Here is a 17,969-nt window from a genome sequence, read left to right on the forward strand (position 1 = left end):
TTTTGAACACCTTCTCTATTTCTTAGTCTTCTACCAGCTTTGACAGTCTCTTGTCCAGTACAAACAGCACGATTGCAGATACCGCAGCGATGATCGCGATCACGATACACACGCTTGTAAATTTGAAGCCGCCTTCAAATGTGGCTCCATACAGCGGGCCGTAGCACAGAGAAGAGATAAAGGTTGCGATTCCCCAAACCGCCATCATTGTTGAAAGGTACCGGCTTGGCGAATATTTACTGATGAATGCATGGCCAAGCGGCGAAAAGAACATTTCTCCCAGTGTAAAAATTGCCGCAAAAACGATCAACCACAACACACTGATTTTTTCACCGCCCCGGGCAACATCCAGGGCTGCAAAGAACAGATACGCAATACCCAGGATACCGATTCCGATACCCGTCTTGCGGAACAGGCTCATATCTCCCTGCGGTGTTGCGGAAAGCTTTGCCCACAGCATTGCGGTCAACGGTCCGAATACTACACAGAAGAAGGAGTTTGCCGCGTCAAACCATGTAGTCGGCACTTCGTAGCCTGCCACCACCCAGTTCATGTTCTCGGTCCAGTAATAGTAGACCGGCAGATATGCCAGGTTCCAGAAGATCCAGAAGATGATAGAGAATCCGGACACCAGGAAGATCGCACCCATACGCTTCTTCTCTACCAGTGTCAGCGGCTGGTGCTTCATGTTCTTTTCCTCTTCCTTCCGCTGTTTCTCCATCTCAAGCTCTTCAGCTGTCTTTTCAAGCTTGAACGGTTTCTTTCCTACGTCTCCCATGAAGCGCCATCCCCAGGTGAACCAGATCGCTCCCAGGAACATGGACAATGCCGCCAGCTTAAAGCATGGCGAAAATCCCAGCACGCCGTCATGTGCAAATACGTCTTTGTAAAGAATTCCTACTGCAAATGTTCCGATAAATGCTCCGGTGTTTACCAGAGAATAACGGATAGAAAACGCCCCGTCGATCTGATCCTTATCTGTCACGATACGTCCGATCATAGCTCCGTTCTTAAACAGGCCTAGACCTGCACTCACACAGAAGATCATCACATATACCATCGTTGGACTTGTTGCCAGCGACCCACAGAAATAGCCAATGCCAACGATCAGCATTCCCACCGGAGTCGTGTAGCGTCCGCCAATCCACCGGTCGGCCACTACCCCGCCGATCAATGGCCCCAAGTAAGCAAACGCTGTCAAAAGCGACTGCATCGTCGCGCCCTGTGAATTGGAGAGTCCCAGTCCTCCCTCTGCCACAGAAGCTGTTACAAAAATCAAAATCAGTGAACGCCCAAGATAATACGACAAACGTTCGAAAATTTCCGTACACCCACAGATCCAAAATCCTTTTGGATACTTTTTCTTAGCTGTTGTTCCCATTTACGATTCCTCTCAAATACCACTTTATTCCATTTCTCTCAAGAATGCCTTGTATCCTTTGTATCCCTCATAAACATCCGCCTTACTGGATGTTTCCCAGGGCGCGTGCATAGACAAAAGTGCCATGCCGCTGTCAATCACGTTCATCCCGTATCCGGCCATGATGTAAGCGATCGTTCCTGCCCCGCCTACGTCAACTTTTCCCCATTCAGCCGTCTGGAATCCCACATGATTATCGTCAAACACTTTCCTCAGCTTTGCGATATACTCTGCATTTGCATCATTCGACCCGTTCTTTCCACGGCTGCCGCTGTACTTATTCAGGCACAGTCCCCTGCCAAGATAAGCCGTGTTCTTTTTCTCAAATGCATCCGCATACAATGGATCAAATCCCGCACTGACATCAGAAGAAAGCATGTAAGAATTTTCCAGTGCCCGTCTTGTTTTCAGCGCTGACTCCCCGACTGTCAGCGCTACCAGCTCCGCCACTGTATTCTCAAAAAATCTGGACTGCATCCCCGTTGCGCCCACACTTCCGATTTCTTCTTTATCCACCAGGATACAGCACGCTGTCCTGCTGGTCTTTTCTGTCTCCAGCAATGCAAACAGAGATGTAAACGCACAGATCCTGTCATCCTGCCCATAGGAAAGGATCATGCTTCTGTCAAGTCCACAGTCCCTTGCTTTCCCCGCCGGGACAATTTCCAGCTCTGCGGAAAGAAAATCTTCTTCTTCAATCCCATAATTTTCATTCAGATACCGAAGGATTTCCGCTTTTACAAGCTCTTTTTCTTTCTGATCTCCAGATTCCGCCATCGGCCTTGCCCCCACAAGGACATCCAGGTTTTCTCCTTCAATCACCACACTCGCCTTTTTATCCATCTGTTCCCCGGCAAGATGGACCAAAAGGTCTGAAACGACCAAAACAGGCTCATCGTCTTTTTCCCCGATCACGATGGTCTGTACGGTCCCGTCCTTTTTAGACACTGTTCCGTGCAGTGCCAGCGGGATTGCCGTCCACTGATAATTCTTTATCCCGCCATAATAATGCGTGTCCAGATAAGCCATATCCGCATCTTCGTATAAAGGATTTTGCTTAACATCCAGACGAGGGGAGTCAATATGCGCCCCAAGAATGTTCATGCCTTCTTCCAGCGGCCGGTCCCCCAGCATAAACAAAGCAAGGATCTTCCCCATCCGTTCCGCATATACCTTATCGCCGGGATGAAGTTCTTCCCGGCCCGCTATGCAGTCCTTCAGGTTTTTATACCCCTTTGCCTCGGCCATGGAAATTGCAAGCGCCACACATTCCCGCTCCGTTTTGCCCAAATTCAGGCACTCCTTATACCGGCTGCTTACCTCTTCCAATTCTGCAAGCTGTTCAGGAGAATACTGTTTCCACATATTTTCCCGTTCCATTGTTTCATCTCCTTTGAATACCAATTTCAGGATATTCTATTCTTTTTTTCCTGCGCAGTCCGTTTAATACCATACCCATTTTTCACTTATTTGTCAATGCCGGACATTTATTTTTCACACTTTTTATGCAATATATACAATATCAGCTTTTCATTGATTAAATAAGATCAATGCCGTTTTTTTCAGAAACATTATATTTACTACACTTTTTCGTACTTTAGTCTATAAGTGCAACGATATGCTATTTCTCTTTTTTTGTGAAATTTTTTATCCAAGAATCTCTTGACATTTTTGAACAGGGAAGGATGATAATTTTTCCACAAATCCCCGGATACAGAAAAAAGCCTTTAAATGCCGGATCTCCAGCACCTAAAGGCTTTTCGCTCATTTACTTATACAAACTAAATCAATTACTCCTGTACGTACGGCATCAGAGCAATGTGACGAGCTCTCTTAATAGCAACAGTCAGCGCTCTCTGATGTTTTGCACAGTTTCCTGTGATTCTTCTCGGAAGGATCTTTCCTCTTTCAGAGATGTATTTTCTTAATTTTGCTACATCCTTGTAATCGATCTCGTTGTTCTCTTTACCACAGAATACACAAACTTTTTTTCTTCTGCGTCCGCCTGGTCTTCTCTTGAATCCGCCTTCCGGACGAGCTGCTTTATCGTAAGCCATGATTCGACTCTCCTTTCTTTTCATACGATGAAGTTCTGCCTCACCAAGTTCGGCAGAACGGCCCTTTCACTAAATCCGCGCGTGCCTTACGGCTCCCGCTCATTAAGTGTTCGGTGCCTAGTTAAATGGTAATTCCTCATCAATTCCATCTGGAATATTCATGAAGCCGTCACCCGCATCAGAAACTGGCGCCGGAGCCGGTGAAGGGGCCGCCGCATGGAAGCTTCCTGCATTTGCGTCACTGACAGATTTGCTCTCAGCAAACTCCTGATCCTCTACGACTACATCCGTCGTGTAGACCTTCTGTCCATCTCTGTTGGTATAACTTCCTGTCTGGATTCTTCCGGTCACGATGATCTTCAGACCCTGACGGAAATATTTCTCTGCGAACTCAGCACTGCGTCCAAATGCAACGCATCCGATGAAGTCCGCACTCTGGTCTCCGTCGCCATTGCGGCGAAATCTTCTGTCCACCGCAAGGGTATATCTTGCCACCGCTGTCGGATTATCTCCCTGTGAATACCGGATTTCCGGGTCTCTGGTTAAGCGTCCCATCAAAATTACTTTATTCATATCTTACCTCTACTTCCTGCTTATGCTTCCTGTCTAACGCATAAATATCTGATCACGTTATCCATGATGCGAATTCTCTGCTCGATTTCGCCTGGAGTCGTAGCATCAGACTCGAAGTGGATGAAATAGTAGTATGCTTCTTTCATCTTCTGAATTTCGTAAGCTAATTTCTTCTTACCCCATTCATCGACGTCAGAGATCTGGCCACCGAAACGCTCTACTAAAGCTTTTACCTTCTCGATTACCTGTGCTCTCTCGTCATCTTCGATTTTTGCACTGACAACAACAGCTAATTCGTACTTATTCATGTCGTCTTTGCACCTCCTTCTGGTCTTTTGGCCCCCTCATGCTTTGAGGGAGCAAGGGTATCCGCCGGTATTTTCCCGACAGATTTCACGTATCACGGTTTAACATGATATCATATTTTAGTGCCTGTTTCAAGCCTTTTTCTTTAAATCTTTCGTGTTTTTCTCTACAATCCGACGTGCGATCATAATCTGATGTCCGCACCCCAGACACTTCAGGCGAAAGTCTGCCCCCACTCTTAAGATCTCCCACTCTTTGCTTCCGCAGGGATGTGGTTTTTTCAGAGTTACGACATCCCCCACTTCATATACATATTCCTTTTTCATCACTGGTTCAGGTTCACCTCACTCTCCTTTACTCCGCGCACCACAAATCTGTGCTCGTCACTGGCGCTGGTACAGGTGGACAGGGTAACGATGGTGTCCTCTGTCGTCACCTCCACCCCCGTATCATATAAGGAAATTTCCTTTGTCATATCAAGGAACGCCTGATAATCTTCATCCGACGCAAAAGAAGTCAGATAGGTATCCGACGTATCCTCTACCTGCCCCACTGAATAAATGTGATAGGTAATCTCCCTTCCATCCGGCGTATAGATATAAAAATAAGGATTGCTCTCCCAGAAGGACTGATCCTCATAGTCCTGCAGGTGCCGGAACATGGATCCATCCTTCATGCGGTGTCCGTAAACGATGGAATTGCGGTCCGAAAAATCCGGGCTGTTCCCGGCATTCAGGAAAATCGCTCCCAGAGTATTCTCATTCGCCGAAAATGTCTTGTGCAGATATTCCTCATTATCCTCTCCCTGAACGATCGGATAATTGATGATCGCGGGCTCCGGTGAAAACCTGATCCATCCAATGGTATCCGGATTAACCGCCAGAAGCTCGTCAAAATTAACTCTGAACCCCTCCGGTTCGTCATCGCCGCCACTGCTTTCAATGGCCAGGTCACGAATCTCTTCATATTCGTTCCTGCCGTCCATATATCCCTTGATGATTCCAAACAGCTGATAAGCCGAGACCGCAAAAACGATCAGAGCCAGCACCAGAATCATGTTTAATATAAGATTGCTTTTCTTTTTTTCTCTTTTTCTTCCCCTGTGATATTTTTTTCTTGCCATTCCGCTTTTTCTAACCCTTCTGCTCCATGATCTCTACGATCGTCTTTTCTGTCCCGGTCATTCCCGGAGACGCGATCAGTCCCATATACCGCATGGTATCCTCCGGAGTCCGCCCATTGATGCCATGGATCTCTTCGATGCTGACTCCCTGAAGCGCCAGGTCCACCGCCCGGAATGCCGCGTCCACCGCTACAATCCCCTTCATAGCGCAGCCGTGGTTGCCTCCGTCACAGATCATGCCGGTAAGGCCGCTTGCCATGTTACGGATCACCCGTTCTATCGCCTTCTCATCTCCGCCCTTCATAAAAGCAAGACCGCAGGCCATTCCCGTGCCCGCCGCTATGCCGCAGCCGCAAAAGGCCGACAGCTTTCCCGAATACTCTTTGATATACATCGTGATCAGATAGCTAAGCGCAGCCGCCCGAAGAAGCATTTCTTCCGGAAGCTCCTCTACCTGCTGACAGGCATACAGAGGCATCGTCGCAATGATCCCATGAGCTCCACTTCCGGTAATACTCATGGCAGGCCGGCTAAGCCCCAGCACCCTTGCCTCGATTGCTCCATTACAGAGCAGCTGGGCTGTCTTCAGACAGTCCCCGGAGATCCTCTCTCCGCCATTTTCTCTGAGCAGCTGCCCGGCGATCACTGCCCTTCCTGATTCCAGACCTTCCTCCAGAAGCTCAAGATTCATGGAAAACGCTTCCTGTATGAATCTGATTTCCTCTTCCGGAACCTTCTTAATATATGTAAAAATCTCATGTAACGTATATTTATGGATCTTTGGAACTTCCTCTCTCTCTTCTCCCCGGACTTTCCCCCGCGCCGTCTCTTCCGCACTCCAGATACGTACGCCGTTCTTCTCAATCTCCGTAATATTGGTATGACTTCCACGGATACGCACTGTACAAGTGTCCTGCTCCGTCTCCACCACGGCGTCGATAGTGATCTCTGAGCCGATATGATCCAGCACAGCCTCCACCATGCCCTGCTCCACCATCCGGGCCGCCTGCTCGTCATCCTCTCTGGTGATATCCTCCAGAGACTGAAGCCCTTTATCCGCATTTGCCGCCACAGCGCCCAGAGCCGCCGCATACAGATTCCCAAATCTGGCGGAACCCGGGATCCCGCAGGTAAAGGCATTTTTATACATTCCGGAATTCAGCGCCACCTTCACATGCTTGACCTCTCCGGATGTATGCTTCTTTGCACTGGCTACAGCAAATGCAATAGCTCCAGGCTCCGTCACGCCAAGCGCCGGCTTCATATCCTCCCGGATCAGTCTGGTCAGTTCTTCCATCTTTCCCCCGCCTTTCCTAAAATTCCTAATGCTTTCATGTGCAATCATTATACCACGTGCACAGGGAAGGAAGCGACGCGTAAGCGGCATTTACTTCCCAAGCCGTGGATTGTTGGTATAATCCCTGCGCAGCAGGGCGGGCCGGCCTGCCGGCCCGGATCGCACCTGTGCGATCATTATACCACATCCCCACCGGGAAAAAAACTTTATATATTTTTTATCGCCAGTTTATTGACTTTCCCCCTGCAAGCCTTATGATTAGACGTATAAGACAACCGGGATACGTCCCTCAAAGATTATTTAGGAGTGTGAGATTCTTTGAAAGAAAAAATAATGCGTTTTATGTACGGGAGATACGGTATGGACTCCCTCGGAAAATGTTTAGTCATCGTCGGCCTGATAGCCATGCTGACTGCCGGATGGACTGACAGTCTGGTGCTGGTCACCCTGTCCTGGGCCTTAATCATCTATGCCTATTTCCGCATGTTTTCCCGGAACATCTATAAACGTTCCGCAGAAAACCAATGGTATCTGGATAAAACCTATAAACTGCGTCTCTTCTTCGCCCGACAGAAAAACATGATGCAGCAGCGCAAGACCCATCACATCTACAAATGTCCGGTCTGCAAACAAAAAATCCGGATCCCCCGCGGGAAGGGACGTATCGAGATCCGCTGTCCAAAATGCAACGCCACATTTATTAAAAAAAGTTAAAGAAAGGAAGCATTATAATGTTAGATTATCTTGTCCTTTATCAAAGCGAATCCGGCAACACCAAAAAGATTGCCGCCACTATTTTTGCCCATCTGCCCGGAACATCTAAAGATTTAATTGATATACACACCGACAAACACATTCCTGAAGCAAAAATTTATTTCATTGGTTTTTGTGTTCACCGCGGTACCTGCAGCATGGAAATCAGTGATTTTCTCAGCGGACTCTCCCAGAAGCAGATTGCCCTGTTTGCTACCTGCGGCATGGGAAATTCGCCGGACTATTACCACACCATTGAAAAAAATGTCAGTGCCTGGATTGAAAACGACAACAGATATCTTGGCGCTTTCCTATGCCAGGGGAAAATGCCCCAGAAAGTCCGCCAGAAATATGAATCCATGCGTACAGCCGAAAACGCCGCTCAGATGGATATGTTCATCCACAATTTTGACGAAGCGCTGACCCACCCGGACAGTCTGGACGAAGAACACGCAAAAGTGTTTGTAAATAAAATGCTGGAGCTGGCAGAGGCTTAATGCCTCTTACTGCCAGATCCAGCAAAGTCCGTTATAAAAGTATTCCATTGCATAATCTCCATTGCGGGTTCCACCCTCCTGTTCCAGGAAGTATAGATTCCCTTCTTTTTCACTATTGGCATATCGAAAGGTCCCATCCTCCACATCCGCCGTCAGGCTTCCGCTGGAAGGCAGAAAATATCGGAAATCGTCCAGACAGTACTGGAACGTCCGCCAGGTAGCCACCGATCCCATGGAAAATCCACAAAACGCCCGGTGATCTCTGGAAGCACGAATCCCCTCAGCCGTGGTATCCTCGGCATATGTGCTGTAAGTACCTTCCACCGCCGGAATCAGATCACCCAGCAGCTCATTGTGATAATTCTCCGTCAGCCGGAGCGCCAGCGAATAACTGGAGCTGTCCGATTCACTCTCATTATTATAGGTAGGACACACCACGATCATGGGACGGATTTTTCCATCCGCAATCCCGTTATCCAGAACATTTTTAAATTCGTTCGGCCTCTCCGGCGTTCCCAGATAAGTCGTTTCATTACTCCACCCGCCATGCATCAGATAAAACACATTATACTGTTCATCTTCCGAATAGCCGTAAGGCAGGTACACGATCGCCCTCTTTTTCAGTACCTGATCCTGTTCTTCATAGGACATAGATTCATAGGTATCATAGGTCAGCTCCACCAGGGTTCCCGGAGAATCTGACTCTTCAAAATATTCCCGGGGAATCTGCGCCAGTTCTTCCGGAAGTGATGCATTTGTCACAGTTTCTCCATCTGTCATATCTGCCGCCTCCTCTGCCGTTTCTGTCTGTCCCGCCTGTTCCGAGCTGCCTGCTCCGCCGGTTTCCTCCGTCTGTGTTTCACGGCCGCTCCTCTCTTCCTGCCCGCAGCCTGCTGCAAGGGCAGTCACCGCCAGCATAACTGCCAGTAATTTATATCTCTTCACCGCACCAGCCACCTCCATCTGTTTTGCTGCTTCTTACATTTCCGGTTCCATTATAATTGAGAATATTCCGCAGCAGAAGCTATGGATTGGTTACGGAGTAAAAACCTGCAGGTTTGGCCCCGACTGGGCACTATCTACCCGCAGGTCTTGACAAGACTCCTTTTTCAGCGCATTCTTTACTTAAGAATAAACGTTGGAGGTGTTCTGCATGACAGAAATGGTACTGTTAGATGATCCCAGGATCCGTCAGGTGGACTGCGAAAACCGTCCGGAAAAGATGGTCTCCATGCGGGGGATCCACAAAAACATTCTCATCGACGAAACCAGGAGCCATATCGAAAACGACTCTCCTTTCTTCTGCTATATGCGAAAAGACGCAGCTCTTCGGCTTGTCCGCGCAGCCGAAAAGCTTCCGGAAGGCTGGCAGTTCCTGATCAAAGAAATTTACCGCTCTCCGGCCCAGCAGAGAAAATGTTTTAATGATTACTATGAAGAATGTCAGAAGAATTATCCGGAATTAGAAAAAGAAGAACTCTACGGAATGACCTGTCAGTTTGTCGCCCCCGTGGAAGTGGCCGGTCATGCCACCGGAGGCGCCATTGATCTGACTCTCATGAAAGCCGGAAAAGAAGTTGATATGGGAACTGAATACAACGACGAACCGTCCCCTCCGGAATACCGGACCTATTTTTCCTGTGACACCATCTCCGAAGAAGCCGCCGGGAACCGTCGTCTCCTGGCACAGCTCCTTACAGAGGAGGGTTTTGTCAATTATCCCTCGGAATGGTGGCACTGGTCCTATGGTGACAGATACTGGGGATTTGTGAGAAACTGTCCCTCTCTCTATGCACCGATGGAAGAAAATATGATTACATAGATTTTTCTATTTTAATCCCTTTGTCAGCGGGATCAGGCACAAAAGCAGGATGATCCCCACAAGCCCGACCACGACCCCAACGATCATATTACTCCACACCATTGTCAGGCACATGCCAACACCAAGCACAAGTGCACCTGCAATCCCAAGAAGTGTGATGCCGATGGTCTTTGCGGACAGGTGGATCGGGCTTTTCTTCTCCATCTTCCTCCACACCAGCACCATGACCAGCAGCACCACGAGCCCCATCACGCCCATGATAATCCCCTGGTTAAATGCGTTCCACTCGGGGATCAGCGCCATACACATCCCCAGCGCAAATAAAATTCCGCCAACTGTTCCTAAGATCATTGCTACAAAACTACTTTTCTTCATGATTATTTCCTCACCTTTCTCTCTATTCTTGCCTCGTATCTTTTCTGCTGCTCTGCAGCCAGCCTCATCTTTGCTTCCTCCACAGACTCTCCGTCCTTTGTCAGGAACTCATCTACGAAAGAATCCGATATCTTTGTAAAGCCGCCGACTGCTCCCTCTTCAATCTTTTTATACCCGCCAACCACGCCTTCCTCGATTTTTTTATAACCGCCTGTCACTTTTTTGGCAATCTTCTCGTTGGCTTTTACCAGTTTTGATTTCGCCATGTTTTTTCTCCTTTCGCTTTGTTCTGATAGCAGGATAGCCCTCCTTTATTTACAAAGCATTTCGGTTTTGTTTCTGAAAGATTAATTACTTCAATTTTTTCATAAATATAGCAAAAATGCCACGCAACCCTCTAATCCGATGATTGCGCGGCACTCCCTTTCCATGTTCGCCCCTTATCTCTACATTTTATATATCATGCTTTTCCCTGCGCCTGTCTGCTTGTTTGTCAAATCAGTTCTTCTTCTGTGATACCTAGATCATGAATTACACTCTCAAAAGAAATGGCCGGTTTATCTCCATTTTCTATAAGCCTGCTGTTTGCTTCAAGAAGCAACCGATAATCTTCTTCGATTTCCGTAAGCCGTGTATATTCTTCCGGTGATAGTATCACAGCAGACGGCTGGTTATTTTTTAATACGACCAACTCTTTTTCTGTGCGGAGTCTGTCAAAAATTTGCGCTGCCTTTCCTTCATTAAATTGAGAAATCGGAATTAAATTATGCAGATTATTTGCTGTCTTTGCCACCATCAACACCTCATTTCTTTTCCTTTTTTCATTATTTTTTCAAGCGCTAAAAGACAAAAAAAGAACCCGAAAAACCTTGGTTTTCCGGGCTTTTTTGAGAGGCGCCAACCAGATTTGAACTGGTGATGAAGGTGTTGCAGACCTCTGCCTTACCACTTGGCTATGGCGCCTTGGTACGAGCACTTAGCGTCTGTTTTTTAGACGCTTACGTGCGATCCATGTCGCCGCCGTTAGCGAGGTTCTTTCGAGCTTACCAGGCGACGGGTACGAGCACTTAGCGTCTGTCTTTTAGACGCTTACGTGCAATGACCCCGACGGGAATCGAACCCGTGTTACCGCCGTGAAAGGGCGATGTCTTGACCGCTTGACCACGGGGCCATACCACGCTTTCTCCAGCGTGACCGTGGTATATAATATCACACCCTTCATAAATTTGCAACCTTTTTTCACTTTTTCTGCAAAATCCATGTTACTATTCACAGCCGTTTCAGACTTTACAGCATATACGTTGTGCTTGCACATAAGTACTTGCTGTAAATAGTAACAAATCCTTCGCCCCCTCTCCGCCTGCGTTGACAAATCCCCGGAAATCCGCTATCTTGATAACGATATACTTTTATAGTAAATAAGGAGACATTTCGTATGAAATCACTGGTCTTAGCAGAAAAGCCTTCCGTGGCCCGGGATATCGCCCGTGTCCTTGGCTGCCGCAAAAATATTTCCGGAGCCATCGAGGGCGACCGCTACGTTGTGACCTGGGCCCTTGGACATCTGGTCACTCTGGCAAATCCGGAAGGCTACGACAAAAAATATAAAGAATGGAATCTGAACGTCCTCCCCATGATCCCGAAGAAATGGGAGCTGGTGGTGATAGGCCAGACCTCCAAGCAGTACCATTACGTAAAGGCCCAGCTGTTCCGGAAGGATATTTCCGAGATCATCATCGCCACCGACGCCGGACGCGAAGGCGAACTGGTGGCCCGCTGGATTCTTGATAAGTCCGGCTGTAGAAAGCCTATCAAACGGTTATGGATCTCCTCTGTCACAGACAAGGCGATCCGGGAGGGCTTTTCTCACCTGAAAGACGGCCGGAACTATAATCCTCTTTATCACGCCGCCCTCGGCCGGGCCAAGGCGGACTGGCTGGTCGGCATCAACGCCACACGTGCGCTGACCTGCAAGTATAACGCCCAGCTTTCCTGCGGACGTGTGCAGACTCCCACTCTTGCCATCATTGCCGCAAGAGAGGAACAGATCCGTTCCTTCAAGCCAGCGGATTACTACGGACTTACCTGTCTGGCCGGAGGCATCAAATGGACCTGGCGCCACAAGAAAAGCGGCAGCACCCGCTCCTTCCAGAAAGACTTTATCACCAGTCTCAGGCAGGACCTCCAGGGGAAATCTCTGACGGTCACGGATGTCCAGAAATCGGCGAAAAAGACTTATGCTCCCGGACTCTACGACCTGACCGAGCTTCAGCGGGACGCCAACCAGAAGTTTGGCTACTCCGCCAAGGAAACCTTAAACATCATGCAGCGCCTGTATGAAAACCATAAGGTGCTGACTTATCCAAGGACCGATTCCCGCTATATCGGCACCGACGTGGTCCCCACCATCAAGGAACGCCTGAAGGCCTGCAATCAGGGCCCTTACAAAGCCTATATCCCAGCCCTTCTCCGCTCCGAGATCCGCCCAAACCGCTCCTTTGTGGATGACAAGAAGGTCAGCGACCACCACGCTATCATCCCCACCGAGGAAGCCGCCATTTTCTCCAATATGACGAATGAAGAGCGGAAGATCTATGATCTGGTTGTCCGCCGCTTCTTAAGCGTGCTGTATCCGCCCTTTGAATACGAGCAGACCTCCCTGAAGGCGGATCTGGGCAGCGAACTTTTCGCCGCCGAAGGCCAGACGGTTCTTTCCAAAGGCTGGAAAACGGTTTACGAGGATGCGGATGCTACTGAAAAAGAATCAAAAGCGCTTCCTGCACTGAAGAAAGGCAGCGTTCTTGCGCCGGATCAGATCACACTGACCTCCGGCAAGACCACGCCTCCCCCGAGATTTACGGAGGCTACTCTGTTAAGCGCCATGGAAAATCCGCTACAATATATGGAATCCAGGGATTCCAGGGAACGCAAGGCCCTCACGGAAACCGGCGGTCTTGGCACCGTTGCCACCCGGGCCGATATTATCGAAAAGCTGTTCCACTCCTTCCTGATCGAGAAAAAGGGCCAGGAGATTCTTCTGACCTCCAAAGGAAAGCAGCTCCTTTCTCTGGTTCCGGAGGATCTGAAAAAACCGGAGCTTACCGCCCGTTGGGAGATGGAGCTTTCCGATATCGCCAAAGGGAAAAGCCAGGAGGAGCCCTTCATCCGGGATATTGAATCCTACACGCAGGAACTGATCCAGGAAATCCGTACGGCCGAAGGACAGTTCCGCCACGACAATCTGACGAACACCAAATGCCCCCGCTGCGGCAAGCGGATGCTGGCGGTAAACGGTAAAAACAGCCGTCTCCTGGTCTGCCAGGACCGGGAATGTGGATACCGGGAGACCATCGCCCGCTTAAGCAATGCCCGCTGCCCTAACTGCCATAAAAAAATGGAGCTTTTGAAAAAGGGCGGCCAGGAGACCTTCGTCTGCTCCTGCGGCTACAAAGAGAAATTGGACGCCTTCAAGAAACGCCGGGAAAAAGAAGGCGCCGGCGTCTCCAAAAAGGACGTCCGGCGTTATCTGAACAACCAGAAGGAAGAATCCGTAGGCAATACCTTTGCCCAGGCTCTGTCTGGCATTAAGCTGGATAAATAGCTTATCTCTTATATTTATTTCTTTAATTTTGAATAATAGGTATCTGCCGTGTAAAGGGCCGCTGCGGGATTATGTCCCAGTACGCGGTCCTTTGTAACTCCTGTAGTCGTAAGCGCCTCAGAATATTTATAAAAGAGGCTGTCATGACCGACGCACAGTCCCATGACCACGTTCAAATCTGTCTTTTTGCTGTTTAAAAACTTAGCCTGGAGGATCGGATTACACATATGTATCCCTATCTCACAACATTCTTCCGGGATCCCTACCTCCGTCTTATTTACGCAGCCCGCCTTACAGGCCACGCCCACTACCTCAAATCCTTGCCCTCTGAGGATGGATGCAAGGATCCGGCTTTCTTTCAAAAGCCCTACGCAGGTGGCGATCCCGATTTTCTTTGCCCCAATCTTCCGTGCAAACTCCATGATCTCCTCTACCCTGGTATATTTGCAGTAATGCTCATACTCTACCTCTGCCGCTGCCACCATGACTTTATGGTTCTCCGGATCCTCGTAACACTTCATGGCGTCTTTCAGCACCTCCGGATCCAGATGTGTGGTCACACAAAACTCCGGGAAATCCGTTCTCTCCTCTTTTGCATCACAGCGCTTTACCGCGCAGTCAATACATGACATTTCTTCTAATTTCATTTTCCTTTTCCTCCTTGATAATAAGCCACGATCAGATCCACCATCCGGTCATAGCTTTTGACTCCCTCTTCCTGTCCATTGGCCTGCAGGTACCGGTCATTGACCTGATCGGCCACCTCCGCCACTCTGCCGTCATACCTTGCCCAGAACCCATTGTTTTCCTTAAGATCCGGTTCCACGGCAGCCGCCAGTCCCTCCCTGACCTCCTGCCAGGACTCATAGTCTGCATCATACAACACGTTCATGCAATAGATCCAGCCCAGCAGATATCCGCTGTATTGGAATGCCGGATCCTCATAAGAGGTACTGGCAAGAAATGCGATAAAGTTCGCCTCCTGCTCCTGCATAAAACTTTTCAGATGGGAAAGCTCATGGCAGGCCGTAAACGGAATATTATAATCTACCATCCCGCTGTTGTAATTAGCCTCGATGGTAAAGGGTGAATAAATGCCGGACAGCTGCTGTACAGAAAGGATCCATGGATTAAAAAGTCCCTTAGGCTCCGGATAGTAGCCGGACAGTTCCGGATATGTCTCCCCCAGCGCCTGCATGGCCTTTACCGCCCGCTCCTGCACACCATCGTCTGTCCTCATGATTCCGTCTGCATCCCGCTCCACCTGACTGCTCAAGTCATTTACCTCAGCCGTCAGCCACTGGCAGACCTCTGTAAGCTCCCCGACCGTATATTCCTCCGCCACGATCCCTGAGCTTTCCGAAAAGGAGGTCCGGTAGTAATTGATCCCGCAGCAGGCCACATACAGAAAATATAAAATTCCCGCCGCCAGCAGCAGCCCTGAAATCCATCCATACACCAGTTGCTTTCCTGCCTGGACTTTTTTCTCCTGACCATCCGGACTTTTCTTCCTTCGCCCGCACCCAAGGCTCGCCAGCCGGACTATCAGCCTCCCGGCCGAGAGCATCAGTGCCAGTAAAAAGAGATACAGCAGGATCTCCGCCACTGAAAATGGGAACATTCCCGTAAGCCGCCCCAGCATATTTACCCAGACAGGATACACATGGGTACTGTACCACTGGGCCAGTCCTTCCACACTCCTTGCCAGGATTGTAAGCACAATACCGGCCGCCAGTAGCGCGCAGCCGGTAATCGCCTTTCTTTTATCCTTATGCTTTTTACTTATGTCTTGATTTGTAGTTGTGTCTTGCCGTGTATTTCTGTCTTGTCTCATAGGCTCTGGTAAATTCGGTTTCCTTCGATACGTATCTTTGCATTCATGGGAAGCGTCAGTGTGTCTTCGATATGTCCTGCCCGTACCTGGAACAGCACTGGCACCGGAAGATCTCCCAGCACATCCCGCACAGCTTCCATAGCGCTGCCGGGTCTCCCTTCGATATCGCAGCCTCTTAGAGAGCCGATCAGGATCCCTGCCGCCTGCGCAAGCTTTCCGGCCAGCCTAAGCTGCATCAGCATCCCGTGGAGACGGTACGGCTTCTCGCCGATCTCTTCCAAAAACAAAATCCTTCCCCGGGTATCGATCTCGTAAGGCGTCCCCATCAGGCGGCTTACCAGAGTTAGGTTTCCTCCGGTCAGACGTCCTTCACAGGCATATTTCCTTTCGCTTTGTTCGTCCTCTTCTGCCAGCACCTCAAAGGTTGTGCCATTAAGATTGCATATTTCCCGCTCTTTCTCAGGTTCCATCGCTAGGGACAGCATATACTCCAATGTTTCCTCATTCATAATTCTCTGCCGGCCAAAGCTTGCCGGCCCATGAAACGTCACCGCTTTGCTTCGCTGTCCGATGGCCGCATGAAGGGCCGTGATATCACTAAATCCCACAAACACCGGACGGTTTCTCCGAAAGGCTTCATAATCCAGCTCCTCTAAGAGCGTCATAGTCCCATAACCGCCCCAGATGCAAAAAAGCGCCCGGTTCTCCTCGTCCCGGAGTACCTGATTCAGCCGTTCCGCCCGCTCCTTCCAGCTGCCTCGTTTAAATGCCATCTCTTCTGCTACGGATACCCGGAATCCTTTTCCTTCTAAATATTCTGTCATCTTTTGCACCGCCTCCGGTGTGCGGGCATTGGCCGGGTCGATCAGACAAACCCGGTCGCCGGCCCGAAGCGGGCGTGGGTAAATGATTTCCTGTTTCATAATCATATCCTGCCATGTTTTAAGTCTTAAGGCAGCGGATACTTTTTCGTCAGTGACTCTACCATCCGCCGGGCCTGGGCCACGTAACCCTCATCCCGGATCACCATGGCGATGGCTCCCGCGATCACGTCCATATCTGCCTCCTTCATGCCCCGGGTCGTCACTGCCGGCGTTCCAAGCCGCACGCCGCTGGTCACCCGCGGAGACCTTGGATCATTCGGGATCGTATTCTTATTGCAGGTAATATGCGCTTCGTCCAGACGGGTTTCCAGTTCTTTTCCGGTCACATCTTCCTCGCTTAGGTCCACCAGCATCAAATGGTTGTCCGTGCCGCCGGACACCAGTTTTACGCCCCGTTCCGTCAGGCCTTTCGCCAGCGCCTGTGCATTAGCGACGATCTGCGTCTGATACGCTTTAAATTCGGGCTGCAGTGCTTCCTGGAAGCAGACTGCCTTTCCGGCGATCACATGCTCCAGCGGACCTCCCTGTATTCCCGGAAATACGGCCTTATTAAAATTAAATTTCTCGGCCGCCTCCTGATTTGCCAGGATCATGCCGCCTCTCGGCCCCCTAAGTGTCTTATGGGTCGTTGTGGTCACCACATCCGCATAGGGGATCGGGCTTGGGTGAAGCCCTGCCGCCACCAGACCGGCAATGTGAGCCATATCCACCATCAGATAGGCTCCCACCTCATCTGCGATCTCCCGGAACTTTTTAAAATCAATGATCCTCGCATACGCACTGGCTCCTGCTATGATCAGCTTTGGCTTTTCTCTTTTTGCAATCTCACGGACCATATCATAATCGATCACGCCCTGATCGTTCACTCCGTAAAAAGAAGTTTCAAAATACGATCCGGAAATATTAACCGGCGATCCGTGAGTCAGATGTCCGCCATGGTCCAGATTCATCCCCAGGATCTTATCCCCGGGCTTTAGCATGGCAAAAAACACTGCCAGGTTAGCCTGTGCCCCGGAGTGCGGCTGAACATTGGCATAATCACAGCCAAACAGCTTTTTGGCCCGGTCTCTTGCCAGATCCTCTACCACGTCCACACACTGACAGCCGCCGTAGTACCGGCGCCCCGGATACCCTTCCGCATACTTGTTAGTCAGGATGCTTCCCATAGCGGCCATCACAGCCTTGCTCACCCAGTTCTCCGAAGCGATCAGCTCAATGTGGGAATTCTGCCGTTCTCCCTCTGCCTCGATCGCCCGTGCAACCTCCGGATCTACCTTCAGGATCTCATCAAACGTATACATATGTACCCCTCCTGCCTGTTTGATAAATTTACAATCTCTGTCACGCAAAACTTATGCACTTATTTTACCACAGAGTATGGAAAAACGCCATTGGGGACGGGGGATTTTCAAAAATCCCCCGTCCCC

The 17,969-nt window shown here is 49.6% G+C and carries 21 protein-coding genes and 2 tRNA genes; 4 read left to right on the top strand and 19 right to left on the bottom strand.

Annotated features, from left to right (window positions below; genetic code table 11):
- Nucleotides 1-22: 22 nt before the first annotated feature.
- The 9 genes from BKD12_RS02430 to BKD12_RS02465 form a co-directional block, all read right to left on the bottom strand.
- A complete protein-coding gene (locus BKD12_RS02430) occupies nucleotides 23-1,381 on the bottom strand; it encodes a peptide MFS transporter (protein ID WP_070087736.1) in 1,359 nt (452 codons plus the stop codon).
- Nucleotides 1,382-1,405: 24 nt separating this feature from the next.
- Complete coding sequence (locus BKD12_RS02435) at nucleotides 1,406-2,800, bottom strand: aminopeptidase (protein WP_070087737.1); 1,395 nt, start codon at nucleotides 2,798-2,800, stop codon at nucleotides 1,406-1,408.
- A 241-nt stretch (nucleotides 2,801-3,041) separates the two neighbouring features.
- Nucleotides 3,042-3,188, bottom strand: a complete 147-nt coding sequence (locus tag BKD12_RS16815; protein ID WP_176730907.1) for a hypothetical protein — start codon at nucleotides 3,186-3,188, stop codon at nucleotides 3,042-3,044.
- 22 nt (nucleotides 3,189-3,210) lie between these two features.
- Nucleotides 3,211-3,477, bottom strand: a complete 267-nt coding sequence (rpsR, locus tag BKD12_RS02440) for a 30S ribosomal protein S18 (RefSeq protein WP_070087738.1) — start codon at nucleotides 3,475-3,477, stop codon at nucleotides 3,211-3,213.
- A gap of 117 nt (nucleotides 3,478-3,594) precedes the next feature.
- The gene (locus tag BKD12_RS02445) at nucleotides 3,595-4,050 is read right to left on the bottom strand and encodes a single-stranded DNA-binding protein (RefSeq protein WP_070087739.1); all 456 of its coding nucleotides are present in this window, start codon (nucleotides 4,048-4,050) and stop codon (nucleotides 3,595-3,597) included.
- Between the two features lie 20 nt (nucleotides 4,051-4,070).
- On the bottom strand, nucleotides 4,071-4,358 hold the full coding sequence (rpsF, locus tag BKD12_RS02450) for a 30S ribosomal protein S6 (RefSeq protein ID WP_070087740.1): 288 nt from the start codon (nucleotides 4,356-4,358) through the stop codon (nucleotides 4,071-4,073).
- A gap of 129 nt (nucleotides 4,359-4,487) precedes the next feature.
- Entirely contained in the window at nucleotides 4,488-4,682 is a 195-nt protein-coding gene (locus BKD12_RS02455) for a DUF951 domain-containing protein (protein WP_070087741.1), read from the bottom strand.
- Nucleotides 4,682-5,479 (bottom strand): class B sortase, encoded by a 798-nt coding sequence (gene srtB, locus BKD12_RS02460; RefSeq protein WP_070087742.1) that lies wholly within the window; start codon nucleotides 5,477-5,479, stop codon nucleotides 4,682-4,684. The genes BKD12_RS02455 and srtB overlap by 1 nt, the downstream gene beginning before the upstream one ends.
- Before the next feature lie 10 nt (nucleotides 5,480-5,489).
- Complete coding sequence (locus BKD12_RS02465; protein WP_070087743.1) at nucleotides 5,490-6,776, bottom strand: L-cysteine desulfidase family protein; 1,287 nt, start codon at nucleotides 6,774-6,776, stop codon at nucleotides 5,490-5,492.
- Between the two features lie 318 nt (nucleotides 6,777-7,094).
- Between BKD12_RS02465 and BKD12_RS02470 the strand changes: the two genes are divergently transcribed.
- Nucleotides 7,095-7,490, top strand: a complete 396-nt coding sequence (locus tag BKD12_RS02470; protein ID WP_070087744.1) for a hypothetical protein — start codon at nucleotides 7,095-7,097, stop codon at nucleotides 7,488-7,490.
- A 17-nt stretch (nucleotides 7,491-7,507) separates the two neighbouring features.
- On the top strand, nucleotides 7,508-8,026 hold the full coding sequence (bilS, locus tag BKD12_RS02475) for a flavodoxin family protein BilS (RefSeq protein ID WP_070087745.1): 519 nt from the start codon (nucleotides 7,508-7,510) through the stop codon (nucleotides 8,024-8,026).
- Nucleotides 8,027-8,032: 6 nt separating this feature from the next.
- Here the strand turns inward: bilS and BKD12_RS02480 are convergent, their stop codons facing one another.
- Nucleotides 8,033-8,971 (bottom strand): alpha/beta hydrolase, encoded by a 939-nt coding sequence (locus BKD12_RS02480; RefSeq protein ID WP_242872687.1) that lies wholly within the window; start codon nucleotides 8,969-8,971, stop codon nucleotides 8,033-8,035.
- A gap of 208 nt (nucleotides 8,972-9,179) precedes the next feature.
- Here BKD12_RS02480 and BKD12_RS02485 point away from each other — a divergent pair, with 208 nt between their 5' ends.
- Complete coding sequence (locus tag BKD12_RS02485; protein ID WP_070087747.1) at nucleotides 9,180-9,848, top strand: M15 family metallopeptidase; 669 nt, start codon at nucleotides 9,180-9,182, stop codon at nucleotides 9,846-9,848.
- A gap of 6 nt (nucleotides 9,849-9,854) precedes the next feature.
- Here the strand turns inward: BKD12_RS02485 and BKD12_RS02490 are convergent, their stop codons facing one another.
- The 5 genes from BKD12_RS02490 to BKD12_RS02510 form a co-directional block, all read right to left on the bottom strand.
- A complete protein-coding gene (locus tag BKD12_RS02490) occupies nucleotides 9,855-10,223 on the bottom strand; it encodes a hypothetical protein (protein WP_070087748.1) in 369 nt (122 codons plus the stop codon).
- Between the two features lie 2 nt (nucleotides 10,224-10,225).
- Nucleotides 10,226-10,489 carry a hypothetical protein gene (locus tag BKD12_RS02495; RefSeq protein WP_070087749.1) on the bottom strand — a complete coding sequence of 88 codons (264 nt, stop codon included), beginning with the start codon at nucleotides 10,487-10,489 and terminating at the stop codon, nucleotides 10,226-10,228.
- A gap of 227 nt (nucleotides 10,490-10,716) precedes the next feature.
- Entirely contained in the window at nucleotides 10,717-11,019 is a 303-nt protein-coding gene (locus BKD12_RS02500) for a type II toxin-antitoxin system Phd/YefM family antitoxin (protein ID WP_083262797.1), read from the bottom strand.
- A gap of 96 nt (nucleotides 11,020-11,115) precedes the next feature.
- Nucleotides 11,116-11,186: transfer RNA gene (locus BKD12_RS02505), tRNA-Cys, on the bottom strand.
- A gap of 136 nt (nucleotides 11,187-11,322) precedes the next feature.
- Nucleotides 11,323-11,394, bottom strand: a tRNA-Glu gene (locus BKD12_RS02510).
- Between the two features lie 264 nt (nucleotides 11,395-11,658).
- On the opposite strand from BKD12_RS02510, the gene BKD12_RS02515 reads away from it, so the two are divergent.
- Complete coding sequence (locus BKD12_RS02515; protein WP_070087750.1) at nucleotides 11,659-13,824, top strand: DNA topoisomerase III; 2,166 nt, start codon at nucleotides 11,659-11,661, stop codon at nucleotides 13,822-13,824.
- 14 nt (nucleotides 13,825-13,838) lie between these two features.
- On the opposite strand, the gene BKD12_RS02520 is transcribed toward BKD12_RS02515, so the two are convergent.
- From BKD12_RS02520 to glyA, 4 genes are read right to left on the bottom strand one after another with little or no spacing between them, the layout of a single operon-like run.
- On the bottom strand, nucleotides 13,839-14,471 hold the full coding sequence (locus tag BKD12_RS02520; protein WP_070087751.1) for a DUF1847 domain-containing protein: 633 nt from the start codon (nucleotides 14,469-14,471) through the stop codon (nucleotides 13,839-13,841).
- Nucleotides 14,468-15,658, bottom strand: coding sequence for a DUF3810 domain-containing protein (locus BKD12_RS02525; protein ID WP_083262798.1), 1,191 nt, complete (start codon nucleotides 15,656-15,658; stop codon nucleotides 14,468-14,470). Before BKD12_RS02525 ends, BKD12_RS02520 begins: the two co-directional genes overlap by 4 nt.
- Nucleotides 15,655-16,581 (bottom strand): S66 peptidase family protein, encoded by a 927-nt coding sequence (locus tag BKD12_RS02530; protein ID WP_242872688.1) that lies wholly within the window; start codon nucleotides 16,579-16,581, stop codon nucleotides 15,655-15,657. The genes BKD12_RS02525 and BKD12_RS02530 overlap by 4 nt, the downstream gene beginning before the upstream one ends.
- Nucleotides 16,582-16,607: 26 nt before the next feature.
- The gene (glyA, locus tag BKD12_RS02535; protein ID WP_070087753.1) at nucleotides 16,608-17,843 is read right to left on the bottom strand and encodes a serine hydroxymethyltransferase; all 1,236 of its coding nucleotides are present in this window, start codon (nucleotides 17,841-17,843) and stop codon (nucleotides 16,608-16,610) included.
- Nucleotides 17,844-17,969 lie beyond the last annotated feature (126 nt).

This window comes from Merdimonas faecis (genome assembly GCF_001754075.1).
In the GTDB taxonomy this organism is placed as follows: Bacteria; Bacillota; Clostridia; order Lachnospirales; family Lachnospiraceae; genus Merdimonas; species Merdimonas faecis.